The 12,389-nt window shown below is 58.3% G+C and carries 11 protein-coding genes and 1 pseudogene; 9 read left to right on the top strand and 3 right to left on the bottom strand.

All coding sequences use genetic code 11. From position 1 onward, the window contains the following. Positions 1 to 544: 544 nt before the first annotated feature. The 6 genes and pseudogenes from A4E19_03150 (at position 545) to A4E19_03125 (ending at position 6,291) form a co-directional block, all read left to right on the top strand. Positions 545 to 1,288 carry a hypothetical protein gene (locus A4E19_03150; protein ID OQW33415.1) on the top strand — a complete coding sequence of 248 codons (744 nt, stop codon included), beginning with the start codon at positions 545 to 547 and terminating at the stop codon, positions 1,286 to 1,288. A gap of 209 nt (positions 1,289 to 1,497) precedes the next feature. Further along, positions 1,498 to 1,977: a hypothetical protein gene (locus tag A4E19_03145; protein ID OQW33414.1), complete on the top strand. Its 480-nt coding sequence runs from the start codon at positions 1,498 to 1,500 to the stop codon at positions 1,975 to 1,977. Between the two features lie 182 nt (positions 1,978 to 2,159). Beyond that, positions 2,160 to 2,531, top strand: a complete 372-nt coding sequence (locus A4E19_03140) for a hypothetical protein (protein ID OQW33634.1) — start codon at positions 2,160 to 2,162, stop codon at positions 2,529 to 2,531. 126 nt (positions 2,532 to 2,657) lie between these two features. After that, positions 2,658 to 3,101, top strand: a pseudogene (locus A4E19_03135) (hypothetical protein). Between the two features lie 1,214 nt (positions 3,102 to 4,315). Continuing rightward, the gene (locus A4E19_03130) at positions 4,316 to 5,263 is read left to right on the top strand and encodes a hypothetical protein (protein OQW33633.1); all 948 of its coding nucleotides are present in this window, start codon (positions 4,316 to 4,318) and stop codon (positions 5,261 to 5,263) included. 23 nt (positions 5,264 to 5,286) lie between these two features. Further along, entirely contained in the window at positions 5,287 to 6,291 is a 1,005-nt protein-coding gene (locus tag A4E19_03125) for a gluconolactonase (GenBank protein ID OQW33632.1), read from the top strand. A 67-nt stretch (positions 6,292 to 6,358) separates the two neighbouring features. On the opposite strand, the gene A4E19_03120 is transcribed toward A4E19_03125, so the two are convergent. From A4E19_03120 to A4E19_03110, 3 genes are all read right to left on the bottom strand, one after another. Further along, positions 6,359 to 6,592, bottom strand: coding sequence for a hypothetical protein (locus A4E19_03120; GenBank protein ID OQW33413.1), 234 nt, complete (start codon positions 6,590 to 6,592; stop codon positions 6,359 to 6,361). Between the two features lie 539 nt (positions 6,593 to 7,131). Continuing rightward, the gene (locus A4E19_03115; protein OQW33412.1) at positions 7,132 to 7,395 is read right to left on the bottom strand and encodes a hypothetical protein; all 264 of its coding nucleotides are present in this window, start codon (positions 7,393 to 7,395) and stop codon (positions 7,132 to 7,134) included. 255 nt (positions 7,396 to 7,650) lie between these two features. Further along, entirely contained in the window at positions 7,651 to 7,887 is a 237-nt protein-coding gene (locus A4E19_03110) for a hypothetical protein (protein OQW33411.1), read from the bottom strand. 151 nt (positions 7,888 to 8,038) lie between these two features. Between A4E19_03110 and A4E19_03105 the strand changes: the two genes are divergently transcribed. The 3 genes from A4E19_03105 to A4E19_03095 are packed head-to-tail and all read left to right on the top strand — an operon-like array spanning position 8,039 to position 11,432. Then, positions 8,039 to 9,586 (top strand): dehydrogenase, encoded by a 1,548-nt coding sequence (locus A4E19_03105; protein ID OQW33410.1) that lies wholly within the window; start codon positions 8,039 to 8,041, stop codon positions 9,584 to 9,586. Positions 9,587 to 9,597: 11 nt separating this feature from the next. Next, entirely contained in the window at positions 9,598 to 10,638 is a 1,041-nt protein-coding gene (locus A4E19_03100) for a hypothetical protein (protein OQW33409.1), read from the top strand. A gap of 8 nt (positions 10,639 to 10,646) precedes the next feature. Then, entirely contained in the window at positions 10,647 to 11,432 is a 786-nt protein-coding gene (locus A4E19_03095; protein OQW33408.1) for a hypothetical protein, read from the top strand. Positions 11,433 to 12,389 lie beyond the last annotated feature (957 nt).

Genomic DNA, 12,389 nt, shown 5'->3' with positions numbered 1-12,389 from the left:
GATCGTTGTAAGACGATGTGTCCTTGCGCGACCCATCGGCAGAAGGAGGCGGCCGATGCACACAAGGATCTACTGGTCGATTCAACATGCCTGCCGGGCGTTGCATGAGATGCGATTCACACTCAATTGTTGGTGGTTGAGTCGGCAAGTAGAACTATTGAAATGGCGGCTGGGTCTCGACACATGGGTGCCACAGCCTCGGTCTGTTCCGGAACGGAGGTTGTTGGAGTAGAGGTCATGATGTCCTGCGCGTGCTGTTGCGAAAAAGCAGGGACGGACCTATTTCACGACACCGTCGATGACCAGGGCCGATTACGGTTGGGCGCTTGGCGGTGGGCGTCATGGTGCCAAGACTGTGGGGATCTGGTGGACTACCGAGGCACAGACGCCCAAGCCCTCGCTCCTATCACATCGTCAACATTGGCCGCTCCACCGGATACGGCCGCTCCCGCCGAGCAGAGTTACGATGGTCAGCCCACCGAGCCTGTGCATGATCATGGCAACACCGGCTGACATACTGTCTAAACACTGGCCTGAGTACGTCATGGAAGGGGCGGGGCTTGGCCTCTTCATGGTGTCGGCGGCAGCCGTAACGGCCGCACTCGAGTATCCGCATTCACCCCTTCACGACCTGTTCCCTGATCCCACCCTCAGGCGGATGTTGACCGGCTTCGCCATGGGGCTCACGGCCATCGCGCTGATCTATTCTCCCTGGGGCAAGCGCTCTGGCGCGCACCTGAACCCGGCGGTCACCATGACGTTTTTCCGACTCAGGAAAATCGCGAGCGGAGACGCGCTGTGGTATGTCCTCGCGCAATTCATCGGCGGAACGATCGGACTGTGGCTGGCCGCTCAGATTCTGGGCCTGGCCATCGAGCATCCATCCGTCAACTATGTCGTCACGGTGCCGGGATCCGGCGGGACGGCGGTCGCGTTTGCCGCGGAGGTGATGATCTCGTTCGGCCTCATGCTCGTCGTCCTGATCGTGTCGAACCGACCCTCGCTCAACCGCTGGACCGGCGTCTTCACGGGAGCACTCGTGGCGACGTACATCGCCGTGGAGGCACCTCTGTCCGGCATGAGCATGAACCCGGCACGCACGTTTGCTTCCGCGCTCTCCGCCCGTCTCTGGACCGACTATTGGCTTTATCTCATCGCTCCGCTCAGCGGAATGTTATTGGCGGCGGAATGGTATGTCCGCGCCAACGGCATCCACCGGGTCCTCTGCGCCAAACTGCACCATCACAACAACACTCGCTGCATCTTCCACTGCCGCTACATGGCTTGACCGCCGTGTCATTCATCAGCCGCCGTCGGTCATTCGGAAGACATGCCTTCAAGGTGTCCGCGCATGCTCCGCTGCTTGTGCCATGAACCATGCGTTCCTTGCGCGTCTGTAAGGACTCACGCGGCCGTTCGACTGACGGGCATGCAAACGATCCATGGCGGAAATCGATGGATCTCACGAGTTAATCACCAACATTCAAGGAGGGCGTGATGAGGAGCAAGCATGCATTGAAGATGGGTTTCATGTCCCTGGTGGCTGCGACCGGGTTGTTCGTCGCATCCAACGGGTTCGCGGCCGATGCCCATACGACGAGCAAGTTCGAGGGTGTGAAGGCCAACAGCGGCACGGCTTCGCATGGCCGCGCCGGCAACAATGACACGTTGACCTGGTCGGAGGATTTCAAGATTCCTGACACGCCTGCTCCGCATTGGCAGGTGGTGGACACAAAGGGCAACGTGTATCTGTTGAATCGCCTCGTCATCAAAGGCGACAAGCAGAACCGGACCATCACCTTGCCGGTCCAAATCAACGACGTGGCCAAGGTCCAAATCTGGTGCGCCTATGCGGAAGTGTTGCTGGGCGAGGCATCTTTCGCCAAGCCGATCGTAACGGCCTCTGGTGAAACTCGCAGTAATGGCATGAAGGCCGACAGCGGCATGAAGCACGACAGCATGGCGATGAGTCGGTAACGCAGCCATTCGGGTAGGACCAGGGAGGGGCTTGTTGCTCTCTGGTCCATCCCGATAAAGGAGAAACGATGAAGGCGATGTTCTTGTGTGCGCTGACAATCGGGCTGACTTCGTTTGTCACGGAAGCGGGGGCGCAGTTGATCGAAAAGACCGCACTGACGCTCGATGGCGCGAAGCAAGTGATGGCTGCAGCCGAGGCGAAGGCAAAGACCGAAGGGGCGCGGGTGGTGATCGCCGTCGTCGATGACGGAGGCAGCCTCTTGTTGTTGGAACGGCTGGACGACACGCAGGTCGCCAGTGTGAATGTCGGGATCGATAAGGCCCGAACCGCAGCCGTCTATCGCCGGCCCAGCAAGGTATTCGAAGACCAAGTGAAGAACGGACGCGTGTCGGCATTGGCGCTGCACAGGGCCGTCGCGTTGCAAGGCGGTGTGCCGATCATCGTGAAGGGACAAGTGATCGGGGCGATCGGTGTCAGTGGCGAGACGCCTCAACAGGACGAAGACATCGCCATGGCCGGCGCCTCCATCGCGGCGTCGTTTACGAAGCAATAGCCATCAGTCATCAGCCTTCAGCTTTGGAGACCTCTGCTGAGCTGAGAGCTGATTGCTGAGTGCTCGGTGATCTAAAGAAGGAGATAGGACATGAAACAGTCAAAGACCCCGCTCGTTGCCGCAGTCATGATGGGACTGCTCGCCTCTTCCGTCCATGCCGGCTCGGTCTCGGAAAAACAAGGCCTCACGCTGGAAGGAGCGAAGAAGGTCGTCGCGGCGACAGTGGCCGAGGCGAAGCGCGTCAATGCACCAGGAGGATCCATTGCCGTGGTGGATGAAGGCGGCAATTTGCTGGCGATGGAGCGATTGGACGGATCGTTCGCGGCCAGCGCGAATATCTCCATCGGCAAGGCTCGGACGGCGGCTTTGTTCAAGAAGCCCACCAAGGTCTTCGAGGACGCCATCAAAGGTGGCCGGACGTCGATGGTCACGCTCGGTGGCGACCTCCAGAGTTTCACGCCGCTGCAGGGCGGCATTCCGCTTGAATGGGAAGGCAAGGTGATCGGAGCCATCGGGGTAAGCGGAGCGGCCAGCGCACAGCAGGATGAGGAACTGGCTTTTGCCGGCGCCAAATCGCTCGATTCGATGGAGGCTGCGTCGGCGGCGACCGACCATGCACTGCCGGTGACCTACATCGAAAGCAAGGCTGTGAAAGCGGCATTCGACAAGGGGGCAGTCCTGATCGGAGAAGACGAACGCATGATGCACGCATCCAGGAACTATATGGTCCATGCCAGTCATCGCGACAAACCCGGCCTCTCAGAGATTCACCAGCTCGATACGGACATCGTCTACGTGCTGGAAGGAACCGCAACGCTGGTGACCGGCGGGCGGTCCGTGGAAACAAAAGAGATCGCGCCGAACGAGCTGCGCGGCAAATCTATCGACGGCGGGGAGCTCCGCAAGCTGGTGCCGGGCGACGTCGTCATCATTCCGAACAACGTGCCGCACTGGTTCAAAGAAGTTTCTTCCCCGTTCAATTATTACGTGGTCAAGGTTCGGTAAAAAAGCGATCAGCCGTCGGCCGTCAGCTTTCGGACAGGATTCGCGATGCTCCGGCTGACTGTCGATAGCTGATGGTTCAAGGATTCGAGCATGCCATGAGTGGACGGACGTTACACGCTGTCGTATCAGCAGCCGTATTGGTTGCGACCCTCTGGAGCCAGGCAGCTTTCGCGCAGAAAGATGTCCTCGCCGAGAAGCCCGATGCCATCGTGGATCTGATGACGGTGGAGGGAGTTCAACTCGTTCAGGGGCAGTGGCGGTACAGCGACGCCACAGTGGTCGAGGTGGATCATCATTGGCCAGGCACCGATCTAGGCCCAAGTGGGCCGCCCAACCGTACGCTGGATCTCGTGCCGCATGCCGGCGTCTCGGACTTCGACGATGCGACATGGGAAGCCATCGAACCGACGTCGCTGGAGAAACGGCGAGCGACTGGCCGGCTCTGCTTCAATTGGTATCGGATCAACGTCACGATTCCGAAGCGGATCGGCTCGTTCGATCCCACCGGCTCGGCCGTCGTCTTCGAAGTGGTCATCGACGACTATGCGGAGGTCTGGGTCGACGGCAGGCTGCCGCTCGTGCTGGGTCAAACGGGCGGGCAGCTTATCAAAGGGTTCAACGCGCCAAACCGTATCATCGTCGCGCGCAACGTGACGCCGGGACAGCACATTCAACTGGCCATCCTCGGAGCTAACGGACCCCTGTCCAATCCACCGGGCAACTTCATCTGGGTTCGGTCAGCGTCGCTTGATTTTTACAGGGAGGCGCGCTTCGAGGAGGTGCGGGAATGGGGTGGGGTTGTCGCGCGCAAGGATGCGGCGCTGGATGCGATCGTGTCGCCGTCCGCACGATTCGAAAAGCTCGCCACGGGTTTTTCGTTCACGGAGGGGCCGGTCTGGGTGCCGCGCAAGGATGGTACGGAAGGGTATCTGCTGTTCAGTGTACCCAACGACAACACGATCTATCGCATGACGGCGGACGGCGAGGCGTCTGTCTTTCGTACCAAGAGCGGCTACAGTAGCTTCGACATCGGCGAGTATCATCAGCCAGGCTCCAATGGCCTCACGCTGGACAAACAGGGTCGCCTGACGATTGATCAACATGGCAACCGGCGCATCATTCGCGTCGAGCCGCGCGGGAACATCACCGTCCTGGCCGACCGTTACGACGACAAGAAACTCAACAGTCCCAATGACCTGGTCTACAAGTCGGACGGCTCGCTGTATTTCACTGATCCGCCGTTTGGTTTGCCGAAAAGCTTCAATGATTCCCGTAAAGAACTTTCGTTCAGCGGTGTCTATCGTGTGGCGGACGGCACGGTGCAACTGGTGGCCTCCGATCTGGATGCGCCGAACGGGTTGGCCTTTTCGCCTGACGAGCAATATCTTTACGTGGACAATTGGAACGAACAGAAAAAAGTCGTGATGCGCTATCCGGTGCTGCCGGACGGGTCGCTCGGAAGAGGGAGTGTCTTCTTCGACATGACGTTCGTGCCGGGTGAAACCGCATTGGACGGGCTGAAGGTGGATCAGTCGGGCAATCTCTACGTCTGCGGGCCGGGCGGCATCTGGATCCTTTCTCCTGAAGGCAGGCACCTCGGCACGATCACGCCGCCGGAGGAGGCGCATAATCTGGCCTGGGGCGACGACGACGGCAAGACACTGTACGTGACCGCGTTGAGCAGCATCTATCGCATCAGAACCAATGTGGCAGGGGTGAGGCCGTGAAGACCGGCGGAGCATGGGCCACAATTATTTCGGCTGCATGCCTTGGCCTGCTCCTCTATTCCTCGACTTGGGCGCAACCATCAAAGGGAGAGCCGGCCGGTGTCGCGACGATCGTCCGGCATGATCCACGTTTCAATGCGTTGGTGCCGAAGGAAGCCAAGCTGGAGAAGATCGCGGACGGGTTTATCTGGGTGGAAGGGCCGGTGTGGGATAAGAAAGAACGGGCGCTGCTGTTCTCGGACATTCCCGCTAACACAGTCTATCAGTGGAAAGAGGGGAAAGGGATCACCCCGTTTCTGAAACCAAGCGGTTATTCGGGCACAGTGCCTTTTGCCGGAAAGGAGCCGGGATCAAACGGCTTGACCTTTGACGAGAAGGGGCGACTGGTGCTCTGCCGGCATGGGGATCGCCAGATCGCCAGGCTCGAAGCGGACGGGACCGTGACCGTGCTGGCTGACCGCTATGATGGCCATCGGATCAACAGCCCCAACGATCTTGTGTTCACATCAAATGGTGATTTTTATTTCACCGATCCACCGTTCGGATTACCCAAGGCCTTTGACGATCCTGACAAGGCGCCGGTGCAGGGCGTCTATCGTGTCTCGCGGGATGGGACGCTGACGCTGCTCATCACGGACATCAAGGCGCCGAACGGCATTGCTTTCTCACCCGATGAAAAGACCTTGTATGTCTCCGATGTGGACCCGAAGCGGGCGGCTTGGCTGGCGTATGATGTGAAGGCCGACGGAACCGTGACCAACGGCCGCATCTTCTTCGATGCCACCCGCTGGCGCAAGGACCCGTTCTTCGGCCCAGACGGATTCAAGGTGGACCAGAACGGAAACCTCTTCGGTGCACGTCCTGGCGGCATCAGTGTCTTTGCCCCGGACGGCACGCACCTGGGTGACATCGAAACCGGCCGGCCCACCTCGAATGTCGCTTGGGGCGAAGACGGCCGCATGTTGTTCGTGACAGGCGGGAGTTCCGTCTACCGCATCCGGCTCACGACAAGGGGTGTCGGCTACTAACCCGCGCGCCGCCAGGCTGTTGAATTAACCGAGTGAGGTGTGAGCACGAAGCGCTTTGACGTGAAAGCTAGGCAGGTTGCTTGATCAGACGGGCATGGGTCATGTCGCGCTCAGTCACTGGGCGAACATGTGCAGCGGGTACAGTGGCAACCGCTGCAGTCTCACCGTGGAGCGTGAGAAATTCCACTTCAAAGGCCTCGCCCCTTTGGTGAACATGGATCACTGTCCCCACGTCACCGGCTTTCAAGCCTTCTGCCGCCAGGTCGTTTGTCAAAATCACGCGTTCATGTTCTTTGATCATTCTGGCCCCTCAAGTGGATGAGCCGTAATCAAGCGTGGGATTCTACTGTCCCCTTCAATTATCCATACCGATCGAATTCGTGGATTACGCCCGTCGGAGGACTCAATCTCACCATCAACAGAATAGCGTGTCCCATGCGGAGATTCTACTGTTTTTGAGATCGGGTGCGTCACGCCATGCCGACGAAGCGCCTCAGCCAACACGTCCCATTGATCCCTACGAAACCCAAACCGGCGAAAGAACACAGCCTTTGCCTGACCATCCGGATGCGAAGGAGAAAGAAGATAGTTTAGAATCTTCTCGCGATCGACCTGCAGATGTTCAAGATGTCGCAGCCTCATCAAAGCCGCAGGCTAGCCCTCAAAGTCCAAGCCGTCAATGGGACGAGAGCGAAAAGGAATCAATACCGTGTCAACCCGCTGCATGCAGGGGAATAGGGGCTTAGCCGCTTCTATTCCAGGGTGTAGATCGAGTAGGTTCTGTAAGGGGCCAGGTTTGAATTGTTGAATTTTCCCGTTTCTACAAGCCACCTTGCGGTATCAAAATCGGACACCATTGTTCTTTCGCGTCATCGAATCCTGTTTATAGACCTCGTAATAGAATATCTTGGTGCCGGCCAGGTCGATGGACTCCTCTCGTGCCACCTGCTCTATGACTTCGGGAGAATCGAAGAACCAGTAGCCGTTGTGCTTCCAGAACGTGAGGTCGGAGAGAAGGAAGTTGAAGCGGGGAACTAGTGACGACCAGTCTTGGCCCGTCGAGCAGAAGCTCGTGCTCCGCTTGGCCTTCGAGCAGACAACCATTTCTTAAACGAGGCCTGGCTTTCCCCGGACGGTTTGCCGGCAAGGAGGCCTTCGATGCTGATGTCCTCGTCGAGCTTGTTCCAGTGAATGCCGTGCCCTCGGCCGATCAATCGCCAGTTCTTGCGTTCTGCCGGTGTCGCATGGACCAATCGAGGGAACCAAGCCAGCGGCACTGAGAGGCTCCGTCCATCGCTCAATTCCACGGTCAGTGTGTCATCCGTTACTGTGACTGAATCAGCCACTGGCACCGAGACCTCAACCGCCGAAGTAGTCATCCCACGCCTCCCGAAGGCTGTCCTGATGTTCCATCACAAGTTTATAAACACGGCTGATTTCCGAACGTGAAAATCCCCCGCTTTCTTGCAACCGGACCGGATCAAGCCAAAACTTCGCCACCTTGTCTTCCCGTTCGATGTGTATATGGGATGGTTCATCGCGATCACCCGCGTAGAAAAAGAACCGATAGGGACCAACCCTCAGAACTGTCGGCATGAACGTGCGCTCATTACGAGAGGCATCTTAACATGTCGGCTCTGTCAAGCTGAAGCATTCTGCTGCTTCCGACTGCTAGATCTCTGCTTCTGCCACTCTGTGTAAGAACTCGTCTTCGTGGACGACTATGTTCTGCGCAGAAAGGTCTCGGATGCCTACATCAACCCATTACGACATCATCATTATCGGCACGGGCCCTGGCGGCGGGACGTTGGCTTATAAGCTCGCGCCGTCTGGGAAGAAGATTCTCCTCCTCGAACGTGGTGGCTATCTGCCGCGTGAGAAGGACAATTGGAACTCAAAAACGGTCTTCATCGAGAACCGCTACAAGGCCAAGGAAACGTGGAAGGACAAGAACGGCAACACGTTTCACCCCGGCATCCATTACAACGTCGGCGGCAATTCGAAGGTCTACGGCGCGGCGCTGTTGCGCATGCGAGCGCAGGACTTCGACGAGGTCAAGCATCATGGCGGGATCTCGCCCGAATGGCCGATCTCCTACGACGACCTGGAACCCTATTACACGCAGGCCGAGCATCTGTATCACGTACACGGCAATAGAGGCGAAGATCCGACTGAACCGAAAGCCAGTGCTCCATATAAATATCCGGCCTTGACCCACGAGCCTCGCATTCAACAATTGCACGATGACTGGCGGAAACACGGATACCACCCGTTTCACCTGCCGGTCGGGGTGATGTTCAACGAGCAGCAGCCTGAGAAAGGCGCCTGCATTCGCTGCAACACATGCGATGGCTTTCCTTGTCTCATGAATGCCAAAGCCGACTCTCAGGTGGTCTGTGTCGATCCGGCGTTGCACTATCCGAATGTCACACTGCTGACCAATGCACTCGTGCGGAGACTGGAAACGAACTCGTCAGGCCGCGAAGTTACCGACGTCATCGTCGAACGAAACGGGCAGGTCGAAACGTATCGGGCCGATATCGTCGTGGTCTCGTGCGGCGCGATCAACTCAGCGGCGTTGCTGCTCAAGTCGGCGAACGACACACATCCGAACGGCCTTGCGAATTCCTCCGACCTGGTAGGTCGTCACTACATGTGCCACAACAATTCAGCCATGCTCGCGATTTCAAAGCGGCCGAACCCGACCGTTTTCCAAAAGACCATCGGCTTGAACGACTTCTATTATGCCTCCGCCGATTGGAATTATCCGATGGGCCACATCTCGATGATCGGCAAGCAGGACTTCGAAATGCTGAGGCTCGGGGCTCCGCCTTTCGCGCCGGGGCCGGCACTCGAGGTCGCTGCGAAACATTCGTTGGACTTTTGGATGACGTCGGAAGATTTGCCCGACCCGAACAACCGCGTGCTCATCGGCAAGGATGGGGGCATCACACTGACCTATACAGAGAACAATCTTGAAGCACATCAGCGGCTCGCGGGCAAGCTCAAGAGCATGCTGAATCGTCTGGGTTGTGAAGACCATCTCCTGCCGACGCACCTCTACTTCGGGAAGAAAATCCCGATCGCGGGCACGGCGCATCAATGTGGGACTGTCCGTTTTGGCCGTGACCCTAAGACCAGCGTGTTGGACGTGAACTGCAAGGCACACGACCTGGACAATCTCTACGTCGTCGATGCGAGCTTCTTCGTCTCCAGCTCGGCCGTGAATCCTTCACTGACGATCATCGCGAACGCCTTGCGGGTGGGAGACCATCTTCTCTCAAGGCTTGCGTAATGGAATGCCTGATGACCAGACTTCTCAAAGCACGGTGGATTCAGGTCGTTGTCCTTTTCTCAGCACTCAGCACTCAATACTCAGTACTCGTAGCGACAGAGCCGCCCGTCGCCGCCCAATCCATCGCCTCCATCGGCTTCACCGTGTCCGATATGGAGCGTTCGATCGCCTTCTATCGCGACGTGCTGACGTTCAAGCAAGTCAGCGACGTCGAAGTGGATGGACCGAAGTACGATCAACTCTATGGTGCCTTTGGCGTGCGGGCGCGTGTCGTCCGAATGCAGCTCGGTGAGCAGAAGATTGAACTCACGCAGTTTATCTCACCGCCGGATCTCCGGCCCATCCCAGCCCCTTCCTACAGTCACGATCTCTGGTTCCAGCACATCGCCATCGTGGTGCGCGACATGGACGAAGCCTGGGCACAATTGCGGAAGCTCCATGTTCGCCAGATCTCGCCAAGGCCGCAGACGATTCCCATATCCAATCAAGCAGCCGCCGGCATCAAGGCGATCAAGTTTCGCGACCCGGACGGTCACAACCTCGAACTGCTCTGGTTCCCGGAGGGGAAAGGCCATTCTGTGTGGAAGAAGAGGGGAGGCACCGACTTGTTTCTTGGTATCGATCACACCGCGATCACAGTGAAGAGTACGGAAAACAGCCTCAAGTTCTATCGCGACCTGCTCGGTTTGACCGTCGCGGGCGGCACCTTGAACATGGGCACGGAACAGGAACATCTCGATGGTTTGCCCGGCGCCCGCGTGCTGGTGACCGGCCTGGTCTCGAAGACCGGTCCACCCGGCGTGGAGTTCTTGGAGTATGAACGGCCGACGGCAGGTCGGCCATTTCCACCCGATGCGCATCCGACCGATCTCTGGCATTGGCAGACGACCGTGGTTGTGCCGGATGTGGAGATAGCCGGCGATCGAGTGCGGGGGATGGGACAGTGGATTTCGACAGGCGCCGTCACGCTGCCTGACAACAGTGTGGGATTCACAAAGGGAATGATCGTCCGTGATCCCGACGGACACGCCATTCAACTGGTCTCGCCATGAGCACGGCAATGACCACCGTCCACGAACCACCACGCAGTATGATTTGTTGGATGAAGCTCGGACTGCTCGCGATCGTCATCAGCGCAATCTATTGGGGGCTGTCTTCTTTTGATTATGACCGGTACCTTTCCCTGACGGTGTTGACGGACTGGTTACACGATGCTGGGCCGTTGGCTCCGCTGCTGTTGATCGGCAGCATGGCCTGCGCCGTCCTGATTCCTCCGATCCCGAGTGTGCCGCTGGATCTTGCGGCGGGGGCTGTCTTCGGCCCGTTCTACGGAGCCCTCTATGCCGTGATCGGTGCGGAAATCGGCGCCATCGGCTGTTTTCTGCTCGCGCGTGCGTTGGGTCGCGACGCCCTTTCCAAAATGCTCAAGGTTGAAACAGTCTTCTGCCAGATGTGCACGGATCACCAATTGATGGGATTGGTGTTTTTCGCAAGATTGATCCCGATCTTTTCGTTCGACGTGGTGAGCTATGGAGCAGGGCTGACAAACATCTCGCTCTCAGCATTCGCGTCGGCGACACTCATCGGCATGGCCCCGCCGACCTTTGCATTCACCTATCTCGGAAGCGGCGTGATCAACGCGCAGTGGCCATTGATCGCCGGAGGCCTCATGATGGTGACGTTCTTCCTGGTCCTGCCCAAGCTGCTCATGAAGGACCGGACCAGCCCATTCTCCCGCCTGATCCTGGGGCCACCGCCGGCTCCAGTCACCGCCGGACATGAATCTCTCCTTCAGCCCCGCTGCCTCGGCTGCGGCGCCGTTATCCACATACAAACGCCTGACTGAGGAGTAACCGGGTTTTCCCGTAGTTGCAGTGCCTTTCCGTCCAGTGATAATCTTCCTCGCTTCTGCTGTCTTCTCTCCTATATCCTGCCTGTCGATTGGGCTGACGTGAGGGATGGCGTGACGGTGCTCAACGATCCACAACGACTGGAAGCTCGTTACAAGGCTGACGAATTTCTCCGTTCGCTCGTCGAAGGAACGGTCGCTTCCACCGGATCGGACTTTCTCCGGGAACTGGTCCGCCACGTCTCAGGAGCCCTCGGAATCCGCTACGCGTTCGTGGGGTATCTCCTGCCGGAATCCCGCATCCGCACGCTCGCCTTTTGGAAGGGCGACGGCTATATGGATCAGGTCGAATACAGTCTCGACGGCACGCCCTGTACGAAGGTCATCGAGGGCGAAACCTGTCACTACGCGCAAGACGTTCAAAAGCTCTTTCCCCGCGACCGAGACCTTGTGGACCTGGGCGTCTCCAGTTATCTCGCCGTCCCGTTGAAAGACTCCACGCGCAAGGTGCTTGGCCATTTGGTTGCGATGGATGTGAAGCCCATGGTCCTGACCACTGACGAGATCGAGGTGTTCAAGCTGTTCGGCGAACGGGCAGGGGTGGAGTTGTACCGTCAGGTGATCGAGACGTCGCTTCGGGAGCGGGAAGAAACGTTGCGGGTGATCGCGGAAGGCACGGCGGCTCAAGTGGGGGCCGACTTTTTTGCGTCGCTGGTACAACACATGGCGACTGCCCTCCATGTCGACTATGCCTACATTTCCCATCTCGCCGAAGACGGCACCAGATTTGTTTCCAAGGCCGGGTGGGGCAAAGGTCAACCGCTGCCGCCCTTCGACGTGCCGGTGCGTGGTCCCTGCGAAACGGTGCTGACTCGTCAGTGCGTGCACCACCCCAGCAGGTTGAGAGAGCTCTATCCGCATGTCCAATTGATTCAGGATATCGGGGTGGAGAGT

Source organism: Nitrospira sp. SG-bin1, from assembly GCA_002083365.1.
GTDB lineage: Bacteria > Nitrospirota > Nitrospiria > Nitrospirales > Nitrospiraceae > Nitrospira_D.
The sequence above is the reverse complement of the archived record's forward strand: the minus strand, read 5'-3'. Positions and strand labels throughout refer to the sequence as shown.

What these genes read in the sequence shown, in the direction of transcription:
- A4E19_03150 (OQW33415.1), top strand. Translation starts at nt 545, where the DNA reads ATGGAAGGGGCGGGGCTTGGCCTCTTCATGGTGTCGGCGGCAGCCGTA.
- A4E19_03145 (OQW33414.1), top strand. Translation starts at nt 1,498, where the DNA reads ATGAGGAGCAAGCATGCATTGAAGATGGGTTTCATGTCCCTGGTGGCT.
- A4E19_03140 (OQW33634.1), top strand. Translation starts at nt 2,160, where the DNA reads ATGGCTGCAGCCGAGGCGAAGGCAAAGACCGAAGGGGCGCGGGTGGTG.
- A4E19_03120 (OQW33413.1), bottom strand. Translation starts at nt 6,592, where the DNA reads ATGATCAAAGAACATGAACGCGTGATTTTGACAAACGACCTGGCGGCA.
- A4E19_03115 (OQW33412.1), bottom strand. Translation starts at nt 7,395, where the DNA reads ATGGTTGTCTGCTCGAAGGCCAAGCGGAGCACGAGCTTCTGCTCGACG.
- A4E19_03110 (OQW33411.1), bottom strand. Translation starts at nt 7,887, where the DNA reads ATGCCGACAGTTCTGAGGGTTGGTCCCTATCGGTTCTTTTTCTACGCG.
- A4E19_03105 (OQW33410.1), top strand. Translation starts at nt 8,039, where the DNA reads ATGCCTACATCAACCCATTACGACATCATCATTATCGGCACGGGCCCT.
- A4E19_03100 (OQW33409.1), top strand. Translation starts at nt 9,598, where the DNA reads ATGACCAGACTTCTCAAAGCACGGTGGATTCAGGTCGTTGTCCTTTTC.
- A4E19_03095 (OQW33408.1), top strand. Translation starts at nt 10,647, where the DNA reads ATGACCACCGTCCACGAACCACCACGCAGTATGATTTGTTGGATGAAG.